At 65.4% G+C, this 22,911-nt stretch carries 25 protein-coding genes and 3 tRNA genes; 24 read left to right on the top strand and 4 right to left on the bottom strand.

Annotated features, from left to right (window positions below; genetic code table 11):
- Nucleotides 1–42: 42 nt before the first annotated feature.
- Nucleotides 43–1,401, top strand: coding sequence for a trigger factor (tig, locus tag MZV50_RS14325; RefSeq protein WP_289781867.1), 1,359 nt, complete (start codon nt 43–45; stop codon nt 1,399–1,401).
- Between the two features lie 196 nt (nt 1,402–1,597).
- The gene (locus tag MZV50_RS14320; RefSeq protein WP_436792177.1) at nt 1,598–2,230 is read left to right on the top strand and encodes an ATP-dependent Clp protease proteolytic subunit; all 633 of its coding nucleotides are present in this window, start codon (nt 1,598–1,600) and stop codon (nt 2,228–2,230) included.
- 82 nt (nt 2,231–2,312) lie between these two features.
- On the opposite strand, the gene MZV50_RS14315 is transcribed toward MZV50_RS14320, so the two are convergent.
- Nucleotides 2,313–2,987: an HAD-IB family hydrolase gene (locus MZV50_RS14315; protein WP_252629836.1), complete on the bottom strand. Its 675-nt coding sequence runs from the start codon at nt 2,985–2,987 to the stop codon at nt 2,313–2,315.
- Nucleotides 2,988–3,324: 337 nt separating this feature from the next.
- Here MZV50_RS14315 and clpX point away from each other — a divergent pair, with 337 nt between their 5' ends.
- The 6 genes from clpX (at nt 3,325) to MZV50_RS14285 (ending at nt 10,542) form a co-directional block, all read left to right on the top strand.
- Nucleotides 3,325–4,587, top strand: coding sequence for an ATP-dependent Clp protease ATP-binding subunit ClpX (gene clpX / locus MZV50_RS14310; protein WP_223390216.1), 1,263 nt, complete (start codon nt 3,325–3,327; stop codon nt 4,585–4,587).
- Nucleotides 4,588–4,987: 400 nt separating this feature from the next.
- Nucleotides 4,988–7,387, top strand: a complete 2,400-nt coding sequence (gene lon, locus MZV50_RS14305) for an endopeptidase La (RefSeq protein ID WP_252629835.1) — start codon at nt 4,988–4,990, stop codon at nt 7,385–7,387.
- Between the two features lie 143 nt (nt 7,388–7,530).
- Entirely contained in the window at nt 7,531–7,809 is a 279-nt protein-coding gene (locus MZV50_RS14300) for an HU family DNA-binding protein (RefSeq protein ID WP_013079364.1), read from the top strand.
- A 164-nt stretch (nt 7,810–7,973) separates the two neighbouring features.
- Nucleotides 7,974–8,048, top strand: a tRNA-Val gene (locus MZV50_RS14295).
- A 129-nt stretch (nt 8,049–8,177) separates the two neighbouring features.
- Nucleotides 8,178–9,050: an SPFH domain-containing protein gene (locus MZV50_RS14290; RefSeq protein WP_252629834.1), complete on the top strand. Its 873-nt coding sequence runs from the start codon at nt 8,178–8,180 to the stop codon at nt 9,048–9,050.
- Between the two features lie 280 nt (nt 9,051–9,330).
- A complete protein-coding gene (locus tag MZV50_RS14285) occupies nt 9,331–10,542 on the top strand; it encodes a glycosyltransferase (RefSeq protein ID WP_436792176.1) in 1,212 nt (403 codons plus the stop codon).
- Here MZV50_RS14285 and MZV50_RS14280 read toward each other — a convergent pair.
- The 3 genes from MZV50_RS14280 to MZV50_RS14270 all read right to left on the bottom strand — a co-directional run bounded on the left by MZV50_RS14280 (nt 10,539) and on the right by MZV50_RS14270 (nt 11,835).
- The gene (locus MZV50_RS14280; protein ID WP_252629833.1) at nt 10,539–11,534 is read right to left on the bottom strand and encodes an LLM class flavin-dependent oxidoreductase; all 996 of its coding nucleotides are present in this window, start codon (nt 11,532–11,534) and stop codon (nt 10,539–10,541) included. The genes MZV50_RS14285 and MZV50_RS14280 overlap by 4 nt on opposite strands.
- A gap of 82 nt (nt 11,535–11,616) precedes the next feature.
- A tRNA-Asp gene (locus MZV50_RS14275) sits at nt 11,617–11,693 on the bottom strand.
- Between the two features lie 65 nt (nt 11,694–11,758).
- A tRNA-Asp gene (locus tag MZV50_RS14270) sits at nt 11,759–11,835 on the bottom strand.
- Between the two features lie 301 nt (nt 11,836–12,136).
- Here MZV50_RS14270 and MZV50_RS14265 point away from each other — a divergent pair.
- From MZV50_RS14265 to nuoK, 16 genes are all read left to right on the top strand, one after another.
- On the top strand, nt 12,137–12,514 hold the full coding sequence (locus MZV50_RS14265) for an NADH-quinone oxidoreductase subunit A (RefSeq protein WP_125158569.1): 378 nt from the start codon (nt 12,137–12,139) through the stop codon (nt 12,512–12,514).
- The gene (locus tag MZV50_RS14260; RefSeq protein WP_223390211.1) at nt 12,484–13,080 is read left to right on the top strand and encodes a NuoB/complex I 20 kDa subunit family protein; all 597 of its coding nucleotides are present in this window, start codon (nt 12,484–12,486) and stop codon (nt 13,078–13,080) included. The genes MZV50_RS14265 and MZV50_RS14260 overlap by 31 nt, the downstream gene beginning before the upstream one ends.
- Complete coding sequence (locus MZV50_RS14255; RefSeq protein WP_252629832.1) at nt 13,077–13,691, top strand: NADH-quinone oxidoreductase subunit C; 615 nt, start codon at nt 13,077–13,079, stop codon at nt 13,689–13,691. Before MZV50_RS14260 ends, MZV50_RS14255 begins: the two co-directional genes overlap by 4 nt.
- A 3-nt stretch (nt 13,692–13,694) precedes the next feature.
- Nucleotides 13,695–14,945, top strand: coding sequence for an NADH-quinone oxidoreductase subunit D (locus MZV50_RS14250; protein WP_252629831.1), 1,251 nt, complete (start codon nt 13,695–13,697; stop codon nt 14,943–14,945).
- Nucleotides 14,946–14,956: 11 nt separating this feature from the next.
- On the top strand, nt 14,957–15,289 hold the full coding sequence (locus MZV50_RS14245) for a nuclear transport factor 2 family protein (protein ID WP_252635240.1): 333 nt from the start codon (nt 14,957–14,959) through the stop codon (nt 15,287–15,289).
- 10 nt (nt 15,290–15,299) lie between these two features.
- Complete coding sequence (gene nuoE / locus MZV50_RS14240; protein ID WP_252629830.1) at nt 15,300–15,989, top strand: NADH-quinone oxidoreductase subunit NuoE; 690 nt, start codon at nt 15,300–15,302, stop codon at nt 15,987–15,989.
- Nucleotide 15,990: 1 nt separating this feature from the next.
- Complete coding sequence (locus MZV50_RS14235; protein WP_252629829.1) at nt 15,991–16,215, top strand: hypothetical protein; 225 nt, start codon at nt 15,991–15,993, stop codon at nt 16,213–16,215.
- Nucleotides 16,212–16,478: a hypothetical protein gene (locus tag MZV50_RS14230; RefSeq protein WP_252629828.1), complete on the top strand. Its 267-nt coding sequence runs from the start codon at nt 16,212–16,214 to the stop codon at nt 16,476–16,478. The genes MZV50_RS14235 and MZV50_RS14230 overlap by 4 nt, the downstream gene beginning before the upstream one ends.
- 3 nt (nt 16,479–16,481) lie before the next feature.
- Entirely contained in the window at nt 16,482–17,801 is a 1,320-nt protein-coding gene (gene nuoF, locus MZV50_RS14225; protein ID WP_252629827.1) for an NADH-quinone oxidoreductase subunit NuoF, read from the top strand.
- 5 nt (nt 17,802–17,806) lie between these two features.
- Nucleotides 17,807–19,870: an NADH-quinone oxidoreductase subunit NuoG gene (gene nuoG / locus MZV50_RS14220; protein ID WP_252629826.1), complete on the top strand. Its 2,064-nt coding sequence runs from the start codon at nt 17,807–17,809 to the stop codon at nt 19,868–19,870.
- A 3-nt stretch (nt 19,871–19,873) separates the two neighbouring features.
- Nucleotides 19,874–20,938, top strand: coding sequence for an NADH-quinone oxidoreductase subunit NuoH (nuoH, locus tag MZV50_RS14215; protein WP_252629825.1), 1,065 nt, complete (start codon nt 19,874–19,876; stop codon nt 20,936–20,938).
- Nucleotides 20,938–21,177 carry a hypothetical protein gene (locus tag MZV50_RS14210; RefSeq protein ID WP_252629824.1) on the top strand — a complete coding sequence of 80 codons (240 nt, stop codon included), beginning with the start codon at nt 20,938–20,940 and terminating at the stop codon, nt 21,175–21,177. Before nuoH ends, MZV50_RS14210 begins: the two co-directional genes overlap by 1 nt.
- On the top strand, nt 21,174–21,398 hold the full coding sequence (locus MZV50_RS14205) for a hypothetical protein (protein ID WP_252629823.1): 225 nt from the start codon (nt 21,174–21,176) through the stop codon (nt 21,396–21,398). Before MZV50_RS14210 ends, MZV50_RS14205 begins: the two co-directional genes overlap by 4 nt.
- Before the next feature lie 10 nt (nt 21,399–21,408).
- Nucleotides 21,409–21,900, top strand: a complete 492-nt coding sequence (gene nuoI, locus MZV50_RS14200) for an NADH-quinone oxidoreductase subunit NuoI (protein WP_184719347.1) — start codon at nt 21,409–21,411, stop codon at nt 21,898–21,900.
- Nucleotides 21,901–21,983: 83 nt separating this feature from the next.
- Entirely contained in the window at nt 21,984–22,601 is a 618-nt protein-coding gene (locus tag MZV50_RS14195; RefSeq protein ID WP_252629822.1) for an NADH-quinone oxidoreductase subunit J, read from the top strand.
- A complete protein-coding gene (nuoK, locus tag MZV50_RS14190; protein WP_223390198.1) occupies nt 22,598–22,903 on the top strand; it encodes an NADH-quinone oxidoreductase subunit NuoK in 306 nt (101 codons plus the stop codon). Before MZV50_RS14195 ends, nuoK begins: the two co-directional genes overlap by 4 nt.
- Nucleotides 22,904–22,911 lie beyond the last annotated feature (8 nt).

The following is a 22,911-nucleotide window of genomic DNA, read 5'->3' as shown; positions in this document are numbered from 1 at the left end:
CTCGGGCGCGCGGCGACCCGGACCCGAGAAATAAGAATGTCGATGCAGATCGTTGAAAAGTCGGGCGAAGGCCTCAGCCGCGTTTTTGGCGTCACGGTGCCCGCGAGTGAACTGGCCACGCGCCTGGATGCGCGGATCGCTGAAGTCGCCCCGCAGATGAACGTGAAGGGCTTCCGCCCCGGCAAGGTGCCGACTGCCCACGTCCGTCGCCTGTACGGCAAGGCCCTGATGGGCGAGGTCGTCGAGCAGGCCCTGAACGAGACCACCCAGAAGGTCCTTGAAGAGAACAAGCTGCGTCCCGCTGGTCAGCCCGAGCTGAACCCGTCGTCGGACATGGAAAAGGTCATCGCCGGCGGTGAAGACCTGGCCTTCGAACTGGCCGTCGAGGTGATGCCGGAGTTCGAACCGATCGATCCCGCGACGATCGAGCTGACCAAGCCGGTCTACAAGGTCGGCGACGCCGAGGTCGACGAGGCCCTGGACGAGCTTGCCAAGCAGGCCCGCACGTATGAGCCGCGCACCGGCAAGAGCCTGAAGGCCAAGGACGGCGACCAACTGCTGATCGACTTCGTCGGCACGATCGACGGCGTCGAGTTCGCTGGCGGCAAGGCCGAGGGCGCTGAACTCGTCCTGGGTTCGGGTCAGTTCATCCCGGGCTTCGAAGAGCAACTGGTCGGCGCCAAGCCGGGCGACGAGATCGTCGTGAAGGTGAAGTTCCCGGAAGAGTACCAAGCCGCCGACCTGGCCGGTAAGGACGCCGAGTTCGCCACCAAGGTCACCGAAGTCCGCGCCCCGGTCGACGGCAAGGCCGACGACGAGCTGGCCAAGCGCCTGGGCCTGTCGGACCTGGCCGCTCTGAAGGACCTGCTGCGCTCGAACCTGGGCAGCCGCTACGACAACAGCTCACGCTTCAAGCTGAAGCGCGCCCTGCTGGACGTGCTGGACACCAAGCACGACTTCCCGCTGCCGCCGCGCATGGTCGACGCCGAGTTCGCCGGCATCTGGCAACAGGTCGAGGCCGACAAGGCCCGTGGCGGCCTGCCGCCGGAAGACGCCGAGAAGTCGGAAGAGACCCTGAAGGACGAGTACAAGAAGATCGCCGAGCGCCGCGTGCGCCTGGGCCTGGTCCTCGCCGAGATCGGTCGCAAGAACGACGTCGTCGTCACCGACCAGGAACTGACCGACGCCATCATGCGCGAAGCTCGCCAGTACGGCGCGCAAGCCCAGCAGGTGTTCGACATGTACCGCCAGCGCGCCGACCTGCAGGCCGCCCTTCGCGCCCCGATCTACGAAGACAAGGTCGTCGACCTGATCTTCGGCAAGGCCAAGATCGACGAGAAGGAAGTCTCCAAGGACGAGCTCCTGGAAGAAGACGACCTGCCGGAAGGCTACGGCGGCTAAAAGCCCCTGCGAGCCGAAGGAAACGAGGCGCGGTCCGCGAGGGCCGCGCCTTTTTCGTGTCGCCACGAAAACGTCCGCTCCTTGCAACCTGTTAAGCGCCACGCGATATGCGGTAGCGACGGCGCGCGGGGGCTGATTCGTTTTCGCGCCGCCCCATAAGCAAGTGCTCAGGCATACACGACGAAGGGCGATCCCTATGATGTACGATCCGATGGCGACGGCGATGAACCTGGTTCCGATGGTGGTCGAGCAGACCAGCCGCGGCGAGCGCGCGTTCGACATCTTCTCGCGCCTGCTGAAGGAGCGGATCATCTTCCTGACCGGTCCCGTGGAAGACGGCATGGCCAGCCTGATCTGCGCCCAGCTGCTGTTCCTGGAGTCGGAGAACCCCAAGAAAGAGATCGCCATGTACATCAACTCGCCGGGCGGCGTGGTGACGGCCGGTCTGGCGATCTACGACACCATGCAATACATCAAGAGCCCGGTCTCGACGGTGTGCATGGGCATGGCCGCCTCGATGGGCAGCCTGCTGCTCGCCGCCGGCGCCGCCGGCCAGCGCATCTCGCTGCCGAACGCCCGCATCATGGTGCACCAGCCGTCGGGCGGGTTCCGCGGCCAGGCCTCGGACATCGAGCGCCACGCCGAGGACATCATCAAGACCAAGCGTCGCCTGAACGAGATCTACGTCAAGCATTGCGGCCGCACCTACGAAGAGGTCGAGAAGACTCTCGACCGCGACCACTTCATGAGCGCCGATGAAGCCAAGGCCTGGGGCCTGGTCGACCACGTCTACGACAGCCGCGAAGCGGCCGAGGCCGGCGCCGAATAGGGCCAAGCTTCACTGAACGACAAAGCCGCCGATCTCGGGATCGGCGGCTTTTTTGTTGCTTCGGACCCTGCGGCAAATCCGCTCAGGTGATCGGCTTGCCCCGGAAGACGCGGTAGCCCTTCTCGTCGGCGATGGCGAGCATCTCGGTGTCGCCCGAGGTGTCGCCATAGGCCGCCGTCAGGCGGACGTCGGCGCCGAAGATCTCGCGCAGGCGCAGCACCTTCTCCTTGGCCCGGCAGTTGTTTCCGTCCAGGCCGCCCAGGATGCGGCCAGCGTCATTGGTCATCAGGCGGGTGCCGATCAGCATATCGGCGCCGAGGCCTCGCGCGAACGGCGCGACGGTGATCTCGGGCGAGGCAGTGACGATCACCAGCTTGGCGCCCTTGGCCCGCCACGCGCGCCAGACGGCCACCGCGTCGGGCCGCAATAGCGAGGCGGCGTGGGCCTGGGCGAAGGCCCTGGCGTCGTTCTCGATCTGCTCGACGCTCGCGCCCTTCAGGAACTCGCGAACCGCGGCGGCCTTGAGTTTCGCGCGGTTGCGGTCGAACACGTAAGCGATCAGCGAGGGGGTCAGGCGAAGAACGCCACGCGTCCACTTGCGCGGCCCCGCGCGCCACTTCAGGAACGCGTTGAAGCTGTCCTTGACGGTCAGGGTGCCGTCGAAATCGAAGGCCACTAGACCGGGCTCGTGCCCCATGTCGCCGGTCATCGGGCGCGACGCGCTCAACCCCTTGGACATCAACGAACGCTTCGCCATCGACCTACCATCAGAGCGCGACGACGCGCCCATTTCCTTGCGATTCCAGCTTCGGTAATACGGTCTTCCCGCCGCAACCGTAAGGGCCAAGACGCGCGACGCTTGCACCCGAGCGCCAATCGCCCAATTTAGATGACGAGGTCATGACACGATCCGGCTGGTTTGAACGTTTGAGGCTTGAAAGGAGCCGCGAAGGGTTGTGAACCGGCCCCGGATCGGGGAATGTCAAGGATTAGACAACTCCCGGCGTATATCCTGTCTGCTTCGGTGGCGGCGTATGCGCTCGGAGGGGCGTTTCGGCGTAAAGCCGTAAGTCGCCATAGTGTGAGAAGCGATCATGACGAAAGCCGCGAGCGGCGACACCAAGAGCACTCTGTATTGTTCTTTCTGCGGAAAGAGCCAGCACGAGGTGCGCAAGCTCATCGCAGGGCCGACGGTGTTCATTTGTGATGAATGCGTCGAGCTTTGCATGGATATCATTCGCGAAGAGCACAAGATCGCCTTCGTGAAGTCCAAGGACGGCGTGCCGACGCCGCGTGAGATCTGCGAAGTCCTGGACGATTACGTGATCGGTCAAGGTCACGCCAAGAAGGTGCTCGCGGTCGCGGTGCACAATCACTACAAGCGCCTGAACCACGCGTCGAAGAACAACGACGTCGAACTGGCCAAGTCGAACATCCTGCTGGTCGGTCCGACCGGTACGGGTAAGACGCTGCTGGCCCAGACATTGGCCCGAATCATCGACGTGCCGTTCACGATGGCCGACGCCACGACGCTGACCGAAGCCGGTTATGTCGGCGAAGACGTCGAGAACATCGTGCTGAAGCTGCTGCAAGCCGCCGACTACAACGTCGAGCGCGCCCAGCGCGGCATCGTCTACATCGACGAAATCGACAAGATCAGCCGCAAGTCCGACAACCCGTCGATCACCCGCGACGTGTCGGGCGAAGGCGTGCAGCAGGCCCTGTTGAAGATCATGGAAGGCACCGTCGCCTCCGTGCCGCCGCAAGGCGGGCGCAAGCATCCGCAGCAGGAGTTCCTGCAGGTCGACACGACGAACATCCTGTTCATCTGCGGCGGCGCGTTCGCCGGGCTCGAGAAGATCATCTCGGCGCGCGGCGCGGCCAAGTCGATCGGCTTCGGCGCCAAGGTGACCGACCCGGAAGAGCGCCGCACGGGCGAGATCCTGCGGAACGTCGAGCCCGACGATCTGCAGCGCTTCGGCCTGATTCCGGAATTCATCGGCCGTCTGCCGGTGGTCGCGACCCTGGAGGATCTCGACGAGACCGCCCTGGTCAAGATCCTGACCGAGCCGAAGAACGCCTTCGTCAAGCAGTACCAGCGCCTGTTCGAGATGGAGAACATCGGCCTGACCTTCACCGAGGACGCCCTGCACGGCGTGGCCAAGAAGGCCATTGCCCGCAAGACCGGCGCGCGCGGCCTGCGTTCGATCATGGAAGGCATCCTGCTGGAAACCATGTTCGAGCTGCCCAACTACGAGGGCGTCGAGGAAGTGGTGGTCAACGCCGAGGTCGTCGAAGGCCGGGCTCAGCCGCTGCTGATCTACGCCGAGAAGAAGGGCGGGGCCGCTTCGGCCTAAACGCCGCGGGCTTTGCCGTGAAAATCGGGGCGCGCCTTCCTGTGAAGGCGCGCCTTTTTTCGTGGATAACCTGATTTCGTACACCAGATGGACGACCGGTGAGGCTTCGGCGCCACGGGCAGCTTGAGCGAGCGAAAACCTCGAAAACTCCGAGCGTTGGGCGAACTTGCCCCTCAGGGGCGGGCAGGGGGCATGTCCGCTTCAGCTTGGCCTGACGCGCGCGACCTGTCGCCGCTGTCATCTGAGCGCGCTTGAACCCTGTTGTAAAACGTCCACATAAATAACGACCATTCGCCCAGTCCAGGGCGGACGGGTCGTTCGACTCAGGCGCATCGTCTGATGTTACGGCGGCCCGCATGGCCAAGCGTCTTAAGGACGCGCGGCCGGGAGTATTGAGCACATGTCCGAACTACGTACGCTTCCTGTCTTGCCGCTCCGGGACATCGTTGTGTTCCCGCACATGGTGGTGCCGCTCTTCGTGGGCCGCGACAAATCCGTGCGCGCCCTCGAGGAAGTGATGCGCGGCGACAAGCAGATCCTGCTCGTCACCCAGAAGAACTCGGCGGACGATGATCCGGCGCCGGGCGACATCTTCGACGTCGGCGTGCTGGCCACCGTGCTGCAGCTGCTGAAGCTGCCCGACGGCACCGTCAAGGTGCTGGTCGAGGGCAAGGGCCGCGCGGCCGTCGTGAAGTTCACCGACCAGGAGTCCTTCTACGAGGCCCAGATCGGCGAGGTCAGCGAAGACGAAGGCGCCGGTCCCGAGGCCGAGGCCCTGTCGCGCGCGGTCGTCGAGCAATTCGAAAACTACGTCAAACTGAACAAGAAGGTGCCGCCGGAGGCCCTGGCGTCGATCCCGCAGATCGCCGAGCCGGGCAAGCTGGCCGACAGCATCGCCGCCCACCTGTCGGTGAAGATCGGCGACAAGCAGCACCTGCTGGAGATCTTCGACGTCGTGAAGCGCCTGGAGAAGGTCTTCGCCCTGATGGAGGGCGAGATTTCGGTGCTGCAGGTCGAGAAGAAGATCCGCTCGCGCGTGAAGCGCCAGATGGAGAAGACCCAGCGCGAGTATTATCTGAACGAACAGATGAAGGCGATCCAGCGCGAGCTGGGTGACCCCGATGACTCGCGCGATGAGCTGATCGATCTCGAAAAGCGCATCAAGAAGACCAAGCTGTCCAAGGAAGCCCGCACCAAGGCCGAGAGCGAGCTCAAGAAGCTGCGCAACATGAGCCCGATGTCGGCCGAGAGCACCGTGGTCCGGAACTATCTGGACTGGCTGCTGTCGATCCCGTGGGGCAAGGCCAAGACCAAGAAGATCGACCTGCCGGAAGCCGAGGAAATCCTCGACGCCGACCACTACGGCCTGGAGAAGGTCAAGGAGCGGATCCTGGAGTACCTGGCCGTCCAGGCCCGGACCAATTCGCTGAAGGGCCCGATCCTGTGCCTCGTCGGTCCTCCCGGCGTCGGCAAGACCTCGCTGGGCAAGTCGCTGGCCAAGGCCACCGGCCGCGAGTTCGTGCGCATGAGCCTCGGCGGCGTGCGTGACGAAGCCGAGATCCGCGGTCACCGCCGCACCTACATCGGCTCGATGCCCGGCAAGGTCGTCCAGTCGATGAAGAAGGCCAAGACCACGAACGCCTTCGTCCTGCTCGACGAGATCGACAAGATGGGCAGCGACTACCGCGGCGATCCCGCCTCGGCGCTGCTGGAAGTGCTCGATCCGTCGCAGAACTCGACCTTCGGCGACCACTATCTGGAGGTCGACTACGACCTGAGCCAGGTGATGTTCGTCACGACGGCCAACAGCCTGAACATGCCCCAGCCTCTGCTGGACCGCATGGAGATCATCCGCATCCCCGGCTACACCGAGGATGAGAAGCTGGAGATCGCCAAGCGTCACATCCTGCCGAAGCTGGCCAAGGACCACGGCCTGAAGCCGGCCGAATTCATCGTTCCGGACAAGGCGATCCGCGACCTGATCCGCTACTACACCCGGGAAGCCGGCGTGCGGTCGCTGGAGCGGGAACTGGGCGCCCTGGCGCGCAAGACGGTGCGTGACCTGGCCCGCGAAAAGCTGGCCACGATCACCATCGACGACGAGCGTCTTGCCAAGTACGCGGGCGTCAAGAAGTACCGCTACGGCGAGACCGACGAGATCGACCAGGTCGGCATCGTCACCGGTCTGGCCTGGACGGAGTTCGGCGGCGACATCCTGACCATCGAAGCCGTGAAGATGCCGGGCAAGGGTCGCATGTCGATCACCGGCAACCTCAAGGACGTGATGAAGGAGTCGATCTCGGCGGCCAACAGCTACGTCCGCTCGCGGTCGCTGCAGTTCGGCATCAAGCCTCCGGTCTTCGAGAAGACCGACGTGCACATCCACGTGCCCGACGGCGCCACGCCGAAGGACGGTCCGTCGGCCGGCGCCGCGATGGGCCTGGCCATCGTCTCGGTCCTGACCGGCATCCCGATCCGCAAGGACATCGCCATGACTGGCGAGATCACCCTGCGCGGCCGGGTCACCGCGATCGGCGGCTTGAAGGAGAAGCTGCTGGCTGCCCTGCGTTCGGGCGTTAAAACCGTCCTGATCCCGCAGGAGAACGAGAAGGACCTCGTGGATGTGCCCCAGAGCGTCAAGGACGGTCTGGAAATCATCCCGGTCTCGACCATGGACGAGGTGCTCAAGCACGGCCTCACCGGCCCGCTGACGCCCGTCGAATGGAACGAGGCCGACGAGCCGATTGCTGCGGGTGCGAAGAAGGATGAGGGCGACGCAGACGCCGTTCTCACTCACTAAACCCAACTAATCGTCGATAACTTAGGCGGCGCGGGAGTTTCCCGCGCCGCTCGCGTTTGACGGGGCATTTTATGCCGCCATAATCCCCCGCTGAGCCAGGCGCCGTAAGGAATAAACGGCGCTGCTCAGGCTGGGAGAAAAACATGACCACAAAAGCCGAACTCGTTACGGCGATCGCCGAGAAGGCGGGCATCAACAAGAACCAGGCCAAGGACGCGCTGGAAGCTTTCATCGACGCCGTCACCGACTCGCTGAAATCGGGTCAGGACGTTCGCCTGGTCGGCTTCGGCACCTTCAAGGCCGTGACCCGCGCCGCCGGCACCGCCCGAAACCCGCGCACCGGCGAGACGGTCAACCGTCCCGCTTCGAAGACCGCGCGCTTCCAGGTCGGCGAAGGCCTGAAGTCCTCGCTGAACGGCTAAAACCAGTTTTCCGCGTCACGGGAGGCGGGGCGTCAGGGGCTGGCGTTCCGCCTTTTCGTTTTCGCGCTTTGCGCGGCGCGCGGCTAAGGCTAGAAGCGCCGACCGAGTCAGAAGGTCGAGCCTGTCTCCTCATTCGATGTCATTCGAAGGAGGCGGGCCCGAGCGGGCAGTTAGCTCAGCGGTAGAGCGTCTCGTTTACACCGAGAGGGTCGGGGGTTCGATCCCCTCACTGCCCACCATTCCCTTCAAATCCCATCCCACGAAGCCTCGCGCCAGCTGGCGTGAGGGCGCGGTCTCATGGTGTCGCTTTTCTCTGGATAACGCTGATCAAAGTGATATCACTTTGATTGCAACCCTGGAGGCTTGCCATGACCGATACCCGCACCATCAATCCGACCGTCGAGCGCCCTCATGCCGGCATGGACGGCGGTCTGCCACTGCTGGTTCTGCCGTTCCTGCTGGGGGGCGGGATCTTCGCGTTCTCCCAGACCATGCCGGTCATCGGTGTCGCGCTGGTTCTGCTGTTCCTATTGATCTCGGCCGGCTTCTATTCGCTGCAGCCGAACGAGGCCTACGCCATCACCCTGTTCGGGTCCTACGTCGGCACCGACCGCAAGACCGGGCTGCGCTGGATCCTGTTCTGGTACGGCCGCAAGAAGATCAGCCTGCGGGTGCGCAACGTCACCAGCGAGACGCTGAAGGTCAACGACAAGCGCGGCAACCCGATCGAGATCGCCGCCAACATCGTCTGGCGGGTCAAGGATTCGGCCCAGGCCCTGTTCGACGTCGACGACTATGTGGCCTTCGTGAACATCCAGATCGAGACCGGCCTGCGCGAGGTCGCTTCGCATTATGCCTACGACCACGCCGAGGAGGGCGAGCCGACCTTGCGCGCCCATGCCGAGGAGGTCGGCGACCGGCTGCAGAAGGACCTGCAACAGCGCTGCAACGTCGCGGGCGTCGCCATCGACGAGGCCCACCTGATGCATCTGGCCTACGCCCCCGAGATCGCCGGCTCGATGCTGAAGCGTCAGCAGGCCGAGGCCGTGCTGGCCGCCCGTCGTACGATCGTGGCCGGCGCCGTCGACATGGTCGAGAGCGCCCTGGGCCAGTTGAGCGAACGCGGCGTGGTCACCCTGGACGACGAACGTCGGGCCTCGATGGTCTCGAACCTGCTGGTCGTGCTGTGCGCCGACCGCGAGGCCCAGCCCGTGGTCAACACCGGCACGTTGTACGGCTGACGTGGCGGGCGATCCGAACGAGCCGCCAAAGGGGGCCGGGGGCGGGCGGCGCGCCTTCCTGATGCGCGTCCGTCCCGAGGTGCTGGCCGCTGTCGAGCGCCTGGCCAGCGCGGAGTTGCGCAGCGTGAATGCTCAGGTAGAGGTATTGCTGCGCGAGGCTCTGGCGCGACGCGGCGCACCGGTCAAATCGTCCGGGAGCGGCGAGGAACCCTGAGTGTCGCAAAAGCTTTATCGTTCCAGGGCCGAATGGGGCGGCCTGGAGTAGCGGTGAGGATTCGGCGTGACGGAAACCAGATCGGACCGGCCGCTCGGCCTGCGCGTTTCCTCCGCCGCCCTCAATCCGCCGACTGACGACGTCGTAAGGCTTGTCGACACCACCATGCTCTACGCCCCGCGCAGCGGCGGCGTTCGCCGTTACCTGGCGTCAAAGCGCGCCTGGCTGGCCTCCAATCGTCCCGAAGTCCGCCACACGCTGGTCGTGCCGGGCTCCCGTGATTCCTACGACGGGCAGGGGCGGGTCTCGATCTATGCCGCGCCGCTGCCGTTCGGCGCGGGCTATCGATGGCCGGTCGTGAAAGCGGCCTGGATGGAGCGTCTGATCCGCCAGCGCCCCGACATCATCGAGGCCGGCGATCCCTACACGCCCGGCCTGGCCGCGCTGCGGGCCGGCGACGCCTTGGGCGTACCGGTCGTCGGCTTTTGCCACACCGACCTGGGCAAGCTTGCGGCGCTGCACATCGGCGAGTGGGCGGAAAAGCCCGTTCAGAAGCGCTGGGCGGCGATCTATCGCCAGTTCGATCAGGCCGTGGCCCCCAGCCGGTTCATCGCGGGGCGGCTGATCGAGGCAGGCGTGAACAACGCCATCGGTTTGCCGTTGGGCGTCGACACCGAGATCTTCCACCCGTCGCGGGCCGATCGCGAGGGCCTTCGCCGACGGCTGGGCGTGGCCGCCCACGAGCGGCTGCTGGTCTTCGCCGGTCGTCCGGCGCGCGAGAAGAAGCTGGACGTGCTGGTCGGGGCGGTCGAGCGGCTGGGCGCGCCCTACAAGCTGCTGTTCGTCGGCGCGGGCGGTGGGGCGCCGGTCAGCGACCGGGCGATCTGCCTGGACTACGTTCGCGACCCGGCCGAGCTGGCGCGCGTGCTGGCCAGCTGCGACGCCTTCGTTCACGCCAACGACAACGAGCCGTTCGGCCTGATCGTGCTGGAAGCCATGGCCTGTGGCCTGCCCGTGGTCGGCGTTGGCGCCGGCGGCGTGGCCGAATCCGTCGATGAAGAGGTCGGCCAGCTGGCTATCGCCTCCGAGGCCGCCGCCTTCGCGGAAGCAATCGAGGCCCTGTTCTCCCGCGACATCGCTTCCATCGGCGCGGCCGCGCGCCTGAGGGCGGCCGAGCGACACGGCTGGGACGCGGTGTTCCGCCAGCTCTGCGCGATCTACGGCGGATTGACCGGCCGTCGGGCGTTCGGCGGCCTGGCTCAGCTACGCAACCACTAACCCCGGATCGAGGCCAGGACCTCGTAGCTGTGCTTGCGCGCGGCATGGTCGTGGATCTGCGAGGCGAACATCAGCTCGTCGGCCTGCGTTAGCGCCAGTATCTGGTCGACCTTGCGTTTCACCGTCTCGGGCGAGCCGATCGCCGAGTACTGGAAGGTATGGTCCAGACCCGCCAGCTCGGCCGGCGAGGCATGCTCTCGGATATCGTCCACCGGTGGCGGCAGGAGTCCTGGACGGCCGCGGCGCAGGGCCAGGAACTGCTGCTGGGTCGAGGTGGCCAGACGAGTCGCCTCCTTGTCCGTATCCGCCGCGCAGACGCCGATGCAGACCATGGCGTACGGCTTCTCCATAACCTCCGACGGCTTGAAGTGCCGGCGATAGAGGAGAAGGGCGTCCAGCAGCGAGTCGGGGGCGAAGTGGGCCGCGAAGGCGTAGGGCAGACCCAAGGCTGCCGCCAGCTGCGCGCCCCAGGTCGAGGAACCGAGGATCCAGATCGGCACGTCCTGGCCTTCGCCCGGCACGGCGCGCACGCTCTGGTCGGGCGTCGCTGGCTTGAACCACTGCTGCAGCTCGACGACGTCCTGGGCGAACGAATCGACAGCGCCGGCGTAGCGGCGCAAGGCCCGCATGGTGGCTTGGTCGGTGCCGGGCGCTCGGCCCAGGCCCAGATCGATGCGGCCGGGATAGAGGGCGGCCAGGGTGCCGAACTGCTCGGCGACCATCAGCGGGGCATGGTTGGGCAACATGACGCCGCCTGAGCCGACCCGAATCGTCTTGGTCCCGCCGGCGACGTGGCCGATCACCACGGCCGTAGCCGCGCTGGCGATTCCGGGCATGTTGTGATGCTCGGCCAGCCAGTAGCGGTGAAAGCCCAGGGATTCGGCGTGTCGCGCCAGGTCCAGGCTGTTGTTGAGCGCTTGGCCGACGGGGGTTCCATGTGGAACGGGCGCGAGGTCGAGGACGGAGAAGGGCGGGTAAGCAGCGCTGGTCATCGTTGCTAGATGGCGCGCGCGGTCAGCAACTCAAGGCGTTGCGGATACCATTCCCGATTTGAGGAGAAGACCCACTGGACGGTGGCGCGAATGACGGGGCTCGAACCCGCGACCTCCGGCGTGACAGGCCGGCGCTCTAACCAACTGAGCTACATCCGCGTCGTGCGCCAAGGCGCGACGGTCGTCCGTGACCGAGGGAGGGAAGCATACCACCTATGAAGGGGTGGCGCGAATGACGGGGCTCGAACCCGCGACCTCCGGCGTGACAGGCCGGCGCTCTAACCAACTGAGCTACATCCGCATATCCCTTCGCCGAAGCGAAAGTGCGACCCGCCGATCGGCGAGGCGCGTCTGATATGTCGCTCGAAGACTCGTGTCAACGGCGATATCGAAGAAGCGACAAATAGCGTCCGGACCGGCCCGGTTTTCCATGGGATAACCGCAAAGACGCTGGCCTTGGCTTCGCTGCGCGACCCCTTGTTTTTCCCAGACCAGCGTTAGGGAAAGCAGGTCTAGTTGCGATCGTTTCTCAATGTGCTTCGGGTGTTTGAAGCGTTGGCGACAGTGGGCTACAACCCGCTCGATTCAAGCCAAGGGCTGTCATGACCGCCTTCCTTCTCCAGTACCTGCCGATCGTGATCTTTCTAGGGATCGCGGCGGCCATCGGCATCGTCTTCATCCTCGCGGCCGCCGTGCTCGCGCCCAAGGCGCCGGACCCGGAAAAGCTGTCCGCGTACGAATGCGGCTTCAACGCCTTCGACGACGCGCGCATGAAGTTCGACGTTCGGTTCTATCTGGTGTCGATCCTCTTCATCATCTTCGATCTGGAAGTGGCGTTCCTGTTTCCCTGGGCGGTGACGCTGATGAAGCTGCCGCACGACGTGGCCCAGTTCGCCTTCTGGTCGATGATGACCTTCCTGGGCGTCCTGACCGTCGGCTTTATCTATGAATGGAAGAAGGGCGCCCTCGAATGGGAGTGATCGTTCCCGCCAACTCGGCTCCCGCGCTTTCGGCCGGTCGTTCGACGGTCGAGGGCTATGACCCCAAGCTGCACGACCCGTTCTTTGACGGCGTCTCGCAACAGCTGGCCGACAAGGGCTTCATCACCGCCGCCGCCGACGATCTGATCACCTGGGCCCGTACGGGCTCGCTGATGTGGATGACGTTCGGCCTGGCGTGCTGCGCCGTCGAGATGATGCACTCGGCCATGCCGCGCTACGACCTGGAGCGCTACGGCTTCGCGCCGCGCGCCAGCCCGCGTCAGTCGGACGTGATGATCGTCGCCGGCACCCTGACCAACAAGATGGCTCCGGCCCTGCGCAAGGTCTACGACCAGATGCCGGAGCCCCGCTACGTCATCTCGATGGGCAGCTGCGCCAATGGCGGCGGCTACTACTATTACAGCTACAGCGTCGTGCGCGGCTGCGACCGCGTCGTGCCGATCGACATCTACGTGCCGGGTTGTCCGCCCACGGCCGAAGCCTTGGTCTACGGCGTGCTGCAGCTCCAGAAGAAGATCCGTCGCATGGGGACGATCGAGCGATGAGCCAGGACCTCGAAGCGCTCGGCCAGTCGATCGTCGCCAACGCCACCGGCGCGATCACCGGCTATGACATTGCGTTCGGCGAGCTGAACATCCACGGCCCGGCGCACCGCGTCGTCCAGGCCCTGGAGCTGCTGCGCGACCATCCCGACTACCGCTTCCACCAGCTGGTGGACCTGACGGCCGTGGACTATCCGCAGCGAGAGCGCCGTTTCGACGTCGTCTATCACCTGCTGTCGATGGTGAAGAACGTCCGCATCCGCCTGAAGGTGCAGACCGACGAAGACACCCCGGTCCCCAGCGCCACGCCGGTGTTCCCGGTCGCCGACTGGTTCGAGCGCGAAGCGTTCGACATGTATGGCGTTTTCTTCGAGGGCCACCCCGACCTGCGCCGGATCCTGACCGACTACGGCTTCCACGGCCATCCGCTGCGGAAAGACTTCCCGATGACGGGTTACGTGGAAGTCCGCTACGACGACGAACTCAAGCGCGTCGTCTATGAACCCGTGAAGATCACCGAGTTCCGCGCCTTCGACTTCCTGTCTCCGTGGGAGGGCGCCAAGTACGCCCTGCCGGGCGACGAGAAGGCCGAGAAGCGGGCAGGGGACGCTTAAGTCATGACTGGCACGAACGCGCCCGCCGCGGCGACCGACTTCTTCCGCGACGAACCGACGACCCCGGCCATCCCGGAGACGCCCGTCCGCAAGTTCAACATCAACTTCGGCCCGCAGCACCCGGCCGCGCACGGCGTGTTGCGCCTGGTGTTGGAGCTGGACGGCGAAATCGTCGAACGCGTCGATCCGCACATCGGCCTGCTGCACCGCGGCACCGAGAAGCTGATGGAAGCGCGCACCTACCTGCAGAACATCCCGTACTTCGACCGCCTCGACTACGTGGCGCCGATGAACCAGGAGCATGCGTTCTGCCTGGCCATCGAGAAGTTGCTGGGCGTCGAGGTGCCGCGTCGCGGCCAGATCGTCCGCGTGCTGTTCTGCGAGATCGGCCGGATCCTGAACCACCTGCTGAACGTGACGACCCAGGCCATGGACGTCGGCGCCCTGACGCCGCCGCTCTGGGGCTTCGAGGAGCGCGAGAAGCTGATGATCTTCTACGAGCGCGCCTGCGGCGCTCGTCTGCACGCCAATTACTTCCGTCCGGGCGGCGTCCACCAGGACCTGACGCCCGAGCTGATCGATGACATCGAGACCTGGGCGAAGGCTTTCCCCAAGATCTGCGACGACATCGAAGGCCTGATCACCGACAACCGCATCTTCAAGCAGCGCAACGTCGACATCGGCGTGGTCAGCAAGGAAGACGCCTGGGCCTGGGGCTTCTCGGGCGTGATGGTGCGCGGTTCGGGCATCGCCTGGGACCTGCGCCGCAACCAGCCGTACGAGAACTACAACGAGTTCGAGTTCGACATCCCGCTGGGCAAGAACGGCGACTGCTACGATCGCTATCTCTGCCGCATGCAGGAGATGCGCGAGTCGACCAAGATCATCCTGCAGGCCGTCGCCATGCTGCGCGGCACGCCGGGCCCGGTGCTGACCGAGGACAACAAGGTCAGCCCGCCGCGTCGCGCCGAGATGAAGCGGTCGATGGAAGCCCTGATCCACCACTTCAAGCTCTACACCGAGGGCTTCCGCACGCCGGAAGGCGAGGTCTACGCGGCCGTCGAAGCGCCCAAGGGCGAGTTCGGCGTCTACGTGGTCAGCAACGGCACCAACAAGCCGTACCGCTGCAAGATCAAGGCTCCGGGCTTCTCGCACCTGGCCGCCATGGACTGGATGAACCGCGGCCACCAGCTGGCCGACGTTTCGGCCATTCTGGGCTCGCTTGACATCGTGTTCGGCGAGGTGGACCGGTGAGCCTGGAAGCCATCGCCCTCGAAAAAGTGGCTCAGGCGCAGCTGGACGCCTACAACGCCCAGGACCTGGACGCCCACTGCGCCCACTTCGCCGACGACGTCGTCGTGGCGGGTCTGAACGGCGACGTGGCGCGCACGGGCCTCGACGCCTATCGCGCCTTCTACGAGAAGACCTTCGCCGAGTTCCCCAAGAACCACGCGAAGCTGCTGAACCGCATCGTGGTCGGTTCGAACGTGATCGACCATGAGCATGTCGACCGCGGCAACGGCGACGCGCCGTTCCAGGTCGCCGCCATCTACACCTTCAAGGGCGACAAGATCGTCCGCGTGGATTTCGCCCGATGAGTGTCTCCCAATGAGCGTTCGGCGTCTCGCCAAGGAACAGCCCGCCAGCTTCGCCTTCTCGAAGGACAGCCAGGCCAAGGCCGACTGGTGGAAGGCCAAGTATCCCGCCGCCCGCAAGCAGTCGGCGGTGATCCCGATGCTGTGGCTGGCCCAGAAGCAGGAAGGCTGGGTGTCCGAGCCGGCAATCCAGGAGATCGCCAAGCAGCTCGAGATGCCGGTCATCCGCGTGCTGGAAGTGGCCACTTTCTACGTGATGTTCCAGCTGCAGCCGGTCGGCAAGGTCGCCTTCGTGCAGCTGTGCGGCACCACGCCCTGCCAGCTGCGCGGCGCCGAGGACCTCAAGAAGGTCCTGAAGGACAAGATCGGCGACGCCAATCACGTCTCGGCCGACGGCAAGTTCAGCTGGGAAGAGGTCGAATGCCTGGGCGCGTGCTGCAACGCCCCGATGGCCGCGATCAACGACTACTACTACGAGGACCTGACGCCGGAGAGCCTGGCCCAGATCCTCGACGACTTCGCGGCGGGCAAGGCCCCGAAGCCGGGCAGCTACGACGGCCGCAGCGCCTCGGAGCCGAAGGGCGCGATCCACACCCTGACGGATCCGAAGCTGTACGACGGCTCGTACGCCAAGAAGATCAAGATTCCGAACCTGCCCGAGAAGCCGAAGGCCTCGAAGACGAAGCCGGAGCCGACCGCCTAACATGACCGCCGACGCCAACGCCCAGAAGAAGCGCTTGATCGCGATGTTCGTCATCAACGCGGTGTGCTTCGTGCTGGCCGGCGTCGCGATCTATGGCGCGGTGTCGCTGCGGATCGACTGGCTACGCCTGGTCTTCCTGGGCGCCATCATCGCGGGCCTGGGTTCGCATGTCTGGTTCATCCTGGGCTGGATGCGCGGATCCAAGGGCGAGGGGGCCTCGTCATGATCGACGACAGCCTCCTCAACACCCGCAGGGCGGCCTATGCCGACACCATTCGGGGCCTGCATCGTCGCGAACGCGGCGTGGGCTTCGTGGCCTGCCTCGTCGGCGCGCTGCTCCTGATCTGGGGCCGCACCGTTCAAGGCGCGCCGTTCTGGGCGGTTGTCGCCGGTCTCGCCATCATCGGCGTGGGCTGGCTGCTTTTCGCCTATGTCATCATTCGTCGGACGCGCTATGTGCGCGCCCATCCATTCGATCCGCAAAGCTGAGTCATGGTCGGTATCCTCGAAGACAAGGACCGCATCTTCACGAACCTCTACGGTCTCCAGGATTGGGGCCTCGAGGGCGCGAAGAAGCGCGGCTGCTGGAATGGCACCAAGGACATCCTGGACGCCGGGCGCGACTGGATCATCGACAACATGAAGAACTCCGGCCTGCGCGGCCGGGGCGGCGCCGGTTTCTCGACCGGCCTCAAGTGGTCGTTCATGCCCAAGGAAGTGAAGGAAGGTCGTCCTCACTACCTGGTCGTCAACGCCGACGAGTCCGAACCGGGCACCTGCAAGGACCGGGAGATCATGCGGCATGACCCGCACCTCCTGATCGAGGGTTGCCTGATCGCCTCGCGCGCCATGCTGGCCCACGCCTGCTACATCTACATCCGCGGCGAGTACGTCTTCGAGCGCGAGCGCCTGGAAGCCGCGATCAAGCAGGCCTACGAGGCCAATCTCGTGGGCAAGAACAACGTCCACGGCTGGGACTTCGACATCTACGTCCACCACGGCGCCGGCGCCTATATCTGCGGCGAAGAGACGGCCCTGCTGGAAAGCCTGGAAGGTAAGAAGGGCCAGCCGCGCCTGAAGCCGCCGTTCCCGGCCGGCGCGGGCCTCTACGGCATGCCGACCACGGTCAACAACGTCGAGAGCATCGCCGTCGCCGGCACCATCCTGCGTCGCGGCGCGGCCTGGTTCGGCAGCTTCGGCCGTCCCAACAACGCCGGCACCAAGCTGTTCTGCGTCTCGGGCCACGTGAACCTGCCCTGCAACGTCGAAGAAGCCATGAGCATCCCCTTCCGTCAGCTGATGGAAGACCACTGCGGCGGCATTCGCGGCGGCTGGGGCAACCTCAAGGCCGTCATCCCGGGCGGCTCGTCCGTGCCGATGATCCCGGCCGAACAGTGCGAAGACCTGCCGATGGACTTCGACGCGCTGCGGAACCTGAAGTCGGGTCTCGGTACGGCCGCCGTCATCGTCATGGACAAGTCGACCGACCTGGTCCGCGCCATCGCCCGCCTGTCGTACTTCTACAAGCACGAGAGCTGCGGCCAGTGCACGCCGTGCCGCGAAGGCACCGGCTGGATGTGGCGCGTCATGGAGCGCATGGCGACCGGCGAGGCCGATCCGAAAGAGATCGACACCCTGCTGGACGTCACGACCCAGGTCGAGGGTCACACCATCTGCGCCCTAGGCGATGCGGCCGCCTGGCCGATCCAGGGTCTGTTCCGCCACTTCCGCCACGAGGTGGAGGAGCGGATCGCTTCCTATCGTAGCGGTCGCCTGCACGTGCAGGGCGCCAAGCTGATCGCGGCGGAGTAACAAGAATGGCTATCGCCAAGGTCAACGGCGTCGAAGTCGAGTTCGAACCCGGCATGACGGTTCTGCAGGTCGCGGAACTGGCCGGGGAAGAGATCCCGCGCTTCTGCTACCACGAACGTCTGTCCATCGCCGGCAACTGCCGGATGTGCCTGGTCGAGGTGAAGCCCGGCCCGCCGAAGCCGCAGGCTTCGTGCGCCCTGCCGGCCGCCGAGGGCCAGGAGATTTTCACCAAGACTCCGATGGTCAAGAAGGCCCGCGAAGGGGTGATGGAGTTCCTGCTCATCAACCACCCGCTGGATTGCCCGATCTGCGACCAGGGCGGTGAGTGCGACCTGCAGGACCAGGCCGTGGGCTATGGCCGCGACGACAGCCGCTATGACGAGAACAAGCGCGCCGTCGAAGAGAAGTCGATGGGCCCGCTGATCAAGACCGTGATGACGCGCTGCATCCAGTGCACGCGCTGCGTCCGCTTCATCACCGAAGTCGCCGGTTCGCCGGAGATCGGCCTGATTTCGCGCGGCGAAGACGTTGAAATCACGACCTATCTGGGCGCGGCGGTGACGTCGGAGCTCAGCGCCAACGTCATCGACCTTTGCCCGGTCGGCGCCCTGACCTCCAAGCCCTACGCCTTCGAAGCCCGTCCGTGGGAACTGAAGAAGACCGAGAGCATCGACGTCATGGACGCCCTGGGCTCGTCGATCCGCGTCGACGCCCGCGGCTCGGCCGTGCTGCGCGTGCTGCCGCGCGTCAACGATGACGTCAACGAAGAGTGGATCTCTGACAAGACGCGCTACGCCGTCGACGGCCTGGGCCGTCAGCGCCTGGATCGTCCGTACGTCCGCGACGCCGCCGGCAAGCTGAAGCCCGCCACCTGGGCCGAGGCCTTCGCCGCCGTCGCCAGCAAGATCAAGGCGACCGCGCCCGAGCGCATCGGCGTCATCGCCGGTGACCTGCAGGACGCCGAAAGCCTGAAGGCGACCAAGGACCTCTTCACCGCCCTGGGCGTGAAGAACCTAGACAGCCGTCAGGACGGCTCGGCCCTGGGCGTTGGTCCGCGCGAAGGCTGGCTGTTCAACTCGACGATCGCCGGCATCGAGAACGCCGACGTCGTCCTGTTCGTCGGCGCCAATCCGCGCCTCGAGGCTCCGGTCCTGAACGCCCGCTTCCGCAAGCAGTGGGTCGCCGGCAAGACCCGCTTCGGCGTCATTGGCGAAAAGGCCGACCTGACGTTCGACTACGACTATCTCGGCGCCGGCGCCCAGACCCTGTCGGGCCTGGCCAAGAGCAAGAGCGATTTCGTCGCCGCCCTGAAGGCCGCCGAGCGTCCCGCGATCATCATCGGCCAGGGCGCTCTGGCTCGCGCCGACGGCGCGGCGATCCTCAAGGCCGCCGCCGCCTTGGGCAAGACCGTCAAGGTCGTGCGCGAAGGCTGGAACGGCTGGAACGTCCTGCACACCGCCGCGGCCCGCGTCGCCGGCCTGGACATGGGCTTCGTTCCGGCCGAGGGCGGCCTGGCCACGGCCGACATGCTGAAGCCGGGCGCTCTGGACGTGCTGTTCCTGCTGGGCGCGGACGAGTGCGAGACGTCCGCCACGGGCGCGTTCAAGGTTTATCTGGGCACGCATGGCGACGCCGGCGCGCACAAGGCCGACGTGATCCTGCCGGGCGCCGCCTACACCGAGAAGAATGGCTTGTACGTGAACCTCGAAGGTCGCGTGCAACAAGGCAAGCGCGCCGTGTTCCCGAAGGGCGAGGCCAAGGAAGACTGGTCGATCCTGCGGGCGCTGTCGGAAGTGCTGGGCCACAAGCTGCCGTACGACAGCCTGGACCAGTTGCGCGCCAAGCTGTTCGCCGACCATCCGACCTTCGGCCAGATCGACTACGCGCCCGGTTCGGTCGCGACCGCGTTCGATGTCGGCGCCCTGGGCGCTGACGGCGAGGTCTCGGACGCGCCGTTCGAGAGCGCCATCAAGGCCTTCCACCTGACCAATCCCATCGCGCGCGCCAGCGTGACCATGGCCGAATGCGCGGCCGTGGCTTCCGGCGCCGCCAAGATCGCTGCGGAGTAGACCGTGGGCCCCAACTCTCCGCTTCTCTGGTTTGGTCTCACGACGGGCGGCATCCTGCTGGTCGTGATCTGGGTTCTGCTGAGCCTGGCCTTCCTGCTGCTCGCCGACCGCAAGATCTGGGCCGGTGTCCAGATGCGCAAAGGTCCCAACGTCGTGGGTCCCTTCGGCCTGCTGCAGTCCTTCGCCGACTTCTTCAAGTTCGTGCTGAAGGAAATCGTCATCCCGGCCGGGGCCGACAAGGTGGTCTTCATCCTGGCCCCGCTGATCAGCCTGATCCTGGGTTTCGTGGGCTGGGCCGTGGTGCCGTTCGCGCCGGGCTGGGTCGTGTCGAACCTCAATGTCGGCATCCTGTACCTGCTGGCGATGAGCTCGCTGGGCGTCTACGGCATCATCATGGGCGGCTGGGCTTCGAACTCGAAGTATCCGTTCCTGGGCGCCCTGCGTTCGGCGGCGCAGATGGTGTCGTACGAAGTCTCGATCGGCCTGATCATCATCACGGTGATCCTGCTGGCCGGTTCGATGAACCTGTCGACCATCGTCGAGAAGCAGTCGGGCTGGATCTGGAACTGGAACGTCTTCGGCGGCGGCGGTCTCAAGAACCTGATCATCCTGCCGGTCATGGTCGTGGCCATGGGCATGTTCTATATCTCGGGCCTGGCCGAAACGAACCGCCCGCCCTTCGACCTGCCGGAAGCCGAATCCGAACTCGTGGCCGGTTACCAGGTCGAGTACAGCTCGACCCCTTACCTGCTGTTCATGGTGGCCGAGTATTCGAACATCGTCCTGATGTGCGCCATGATCAGCGTGCTGTTCTTCGGCGGCTGGAATCCGGGCTTCCCGATCGGCTTCACGGCCAGCTGGCCGCCGTTCCTGGTCAACTTCCTGTTGGCCTTGGTGTTCTACGCCAAGATCGTCTTCTGGTTCTTCATGTTCGCCATGGCGAAGGCCATCGTGCCTCGCTACCGCTACGACCAGCTGATGCGCCTGGGTTGGAAGGTGTTCCTGCCGACCTCGCTGGTGCTGGTGGCCGCGGTCGCCGCCTGGCGCGTGTTCGGTCCGGCCGCCTGATGCGCCGGATCGGCCTCGCGGTCCTGGGTCTGACCGGCCTGGCGCTGACGGCCTGCCAGGCTGTCTCGGCGCCGGATCGGTCTTACTCCCTGGGCGATGGGGTCGTCAGCTACGACGACCTGCGACGCGAGGGCGACAAGTGCAAGGCCTCGGGTGGGACCATCCGGGGCAAGCTGGACGGGGGCGATCCCGTCCAGCTATCGAACTACACCTGCGTCATTCCCCGGGACGGGAAATGAGGCGGGTTGTCCTCGGGATCGTCGTGGTCGGCCTGCTGGCCGGGTGCGGGACCTGGGGACGCAGTATTCAGCATCCGCCGCAGCGGACGCTCGAGGAGCAGGTCGACGCCCGCCAGAAGGCGGACGAGAAGACCAAGAAGTGCGTCCTCGAGCAACAGATGCGGCGGCAGCAGAAAGAGCAGGGCAGGGACGTCCGTCCTTTCCCCAAGGAAAAGTGTTAGGAGAGCTCTGGTGTTCCAGCGCATCACTCAAGCGGCCAAGGGCGCGGCCCTTCTGGACTTCGCCGGCGCCTTCGGCCTGGCCATGAAGTACCTGGTCGCGCCGAAGAAGACGGTGATCTATCCGAATGAGCGCGGCCCGCAGTCGCCGCGCTTCCGGGGCGAGCACGCCCTGCGTCGGTATCCGTCGGGCGAGGAGCGCTGCATCGCGTGCAAGCTGTGCGAAGCCATCTGCCCGGCCCAGGCCATCACCATCGAGGCCGAACCGCGCGAGGACGGCAGCCGCCGCACGACCCGCTACGACATCGACATGGTCAAGTGCATCTACTGCGGCCTGTGCCAGGAGGCCTGCCCGGTCGACGCCATCGTCGAAGGTCCGAACATCGAGTTCGCGACCGAAACCCGTGAAGAGCTCTACTACGACAAGGAACGTCTTCTCGATAACGGCGACCGCTGGGAGCGCCTGATCGCGAAGAATCTGGAGTTGGACGCGCCCTACCGCTAAAGGACGGGGCGATTCCTAGGAGGCGGCGCGCCGATCGGCCGCGTCGTCATTGGACTTAAGTTTTCAGGGGAGCACCTGGGCCAATGGCCTTGCAGGCGATCGCTTTCTATCTGCTGGCGTTCACGACCATAGCGGCGGGCTTGCTCGTCGTTTCGGCGCGCAACCCCGTGCACTCGGTGCTCTTCCTGATCACCGCCTTCTTCTCGGCCGCCGGCCTCTTCGTCCTGCTGGGCGCGGAGTTCCTGGCGATGCTGCTGATCGTCGTCTACGTCGGCGCGGTCGCGGTGCTGTTCCTGTTCGTCGTCATGATGCTGGACGTCGACTTCGCCGAGCTCCGCCAGGGCTTCGCCCAGTACCTGCCGATCGGCGGTCTGGTCGGGGGCATCCTGACGCTGGAAATGGTGTTCGTCGCCGCCACGGTCGCCACGAACGGCGCGGCGGCCAAGAACCCGTTGCCGAACGCCTCGCCGGGCGGCGTGCCGAACACCGAGGCGCTGGGTCGGGTGCTCTACACCGACTACGTCTTCTTCTTCCAACTGGCGGGCCTGGTGCTGCTGGTCGCCATGATCGGCGCCATCGTCCTGACCCTGCGCCACAAGCCGGGCGTCAAGCGCCAGGACATCGGCAAGCAGGTGGCCCGCACGCCCAAGACCGGCATGGAGCTGGTTCAGATCAAGCCGGGTGAGGGGATCTCCGAATGATCGGCCTGCCGCACTATCTCGTCGTCGCCGCGATCCTGTTCACGATCGGCGTCTTCGGCATCTTCGTGAACCGCAAGAACATCATCGTCATCCTGATGTCGATCGAGCTGATCCTCTTGGCGGTGAACGTGAACCTCGTGGCGTTCTCGGCCTACCTGCACGACGTGGCGGGGCAGATCTTCGCCATGTTCGTCCTGACCGTCGCCGCCGCCGAGGCGGCCGTGGGTCTGGCGATCCTCGTCACCTTCTTCCGCAACCGTGGTGATATCGCGGTTGACGACGCCAGCATGATGAAGGGCTAAGCGACGTC

Origin of the sequence: Caulobacter segnis, from assembly GCF_023935105.1 — a bacterium.
Classification (GTDB): Bacteria; Pseudomonadota; Alphaproteobacteria; order Caulobacterales; family Caulobacteraceae; genus Caulobacter; species Caulobacter segnis_B.
This window is presented reverse-complemented; position numbering and strand designations above follow the sequence as displayed.

What these genes read in the sequence shown, in the direction of transcription:
- tig (WP_289781867.1), top strand. Translation starts at nt 43, where the DNA reads ATGCAGATCGTTGAAAAGTCGGGCGAAGGCCTCAGCCGCGTTTTTGGC.
- MZV50_RS14320 (WP_436792177.1), top strand. Translation starts at nt 1,598, where the DNA reads ATGATGTACGATCCGATGGCGACGGCGATGAACCTGGTTCCGATGGTG.
- MZV50_RS14315 (WP_252629836.1), bottom strand. Translation starts at nt 2,987, where the DNA reads ATGGCGAAGCGTTCGTTGATGTCCAAGGGGTTGAGCGCGTCGCGCCCG.
- clpX (WP_223390216.1), top strand. Translation starts at nt 3,325, where the DNA reads ATGACGAAAGCCGCGAGCGGCGACACCAAGAGCACTCTGTATTGTTCT.
- lon (WP_252629835.1), top strand. Translation starts at nt 4,988, where the DNA reads ATGTCCGAACTACGTACGCTTCCTGTCTTGCCGCTCCGGGACATCGTT.
- MZV50_RS14300 (WP_013079364.1), top strand. Translation starts at nt 7,531, where the DNA reads ATGACCACAAAAGCCGAACTCGTTACGGCGATCGCCGAGAAGGCGGGC.
- MZV50_RS14290 (WP_252629834.1), top strand. Translation starts at nt 8,178, where the DNA reads ATGACCGATACCCGCACCATCAATCCGACCGTCGAGCGCCCTCATGCC.
- MZV50_RS14280 (WP_252629833.1), bottom strand. Translation starts at nt 11,534, where the DNA reads ATGACCAGCGCTGCTTACCCGCCCTTCTCCGTCCTCGACCTCGCGCCC.
- MZV50_RS14265 (WP_125158569.1), top strand. Translation starts at nt 12,137, where the DNA reads ATGACCGCCTTCCTTCTCCAGTACCTGCCGATCGTGATCTTTCTAGGG.
- MZV50_RS14260 (WP_223390211.1), top strand. Translation starts at nt 12,484, where the DNA reads ATGGAAGAAGGGCGCCCTCGAATGGGAGTGATCGTTCCCGCCAACTCG.
- MZV50_RS14255 (WP_252629832.1), top strand. Translation starts at nt 13,077, where the DNA reads ATGAGCCAGGACCTCGAAGCGCTCGGCCAGTCGATCGTCGCCAACGCC.
- MZV50_RS14250 (WP_252629831.1), top strand. Translation starts at nt 13,695, where the DNA reads ATGACTGGCACGAACGCGCCCGCCGCGGCGACCGACTTCTTCCGCGAC.
- nuoE (WP_252629830.1), top strand. Translation starts at nt 15,300, where the DNA reads ATGAGCGTTCGGCGTCTCGCCAAGGAACAGCCCGCCAGCTTCGCCTTC.
- MZV50_RS14235 (WP_252629829.1), top strand. Translation starts at nt 15,991, where the DNA reads ATGACCGCCGACGCCAACGCCCAGAAGAAGCGCTTGATCGCGATGTTC.
- MZV50_RS14230 (WP_252629828.1), top strand. Translation starts at nt 16,212, where the DNA reads ATGATCGACGACAGCCTCCTCAACACCCGCAGGGCGGCCTATGCCGAC.
- nuoF (WP_252629827.1), top strand. Translation starts at nt 16,482, where the DNA reads ATGGTCGGTATCCTCGAAGACAAGGACCGCATCTTCACGAACCTCTAC.
- nuoG (WP_252629826.1), top strand. Translation starts at nt 17,807, where the DNA reads ATGGCTATCGCCAAGGTCAACGGCGTCGAAGTCGAGTTCGAACCCGGC.
- MZV50_RS14210 (WP_252629824.1), top strand. Translation starts at nt 20,938, where the DNA reads ATGCGCCGGATCGGCCTCGCGGTCCTGGGTCTGACCGGCCTGGCGCTG.
- MZV50_RS14205 (WP_252629823.1), top strand. Translation starts at nt 21,174, where the DNA reads ATGAGGCGGGTTGTCCTCGGGATCGTCGTGGTCGGCCTGCTGGCCGGG.
- MZV50_RS14195 (WP_252629822.1), top strand. Translation starts at nt 21,984, where the DNA reads ATGGCCTTGCAGGCGATCGCTTTCTATCTGCTGGCGTTCACGACCATA.
- nuoK (WP_223390198.1), top strand. Translation starts at nt 22,598, where the DNA reads ATGATCGGCCTGCCGCACTATCTCGTCGTCGCCGCGATCCTGTTCACG.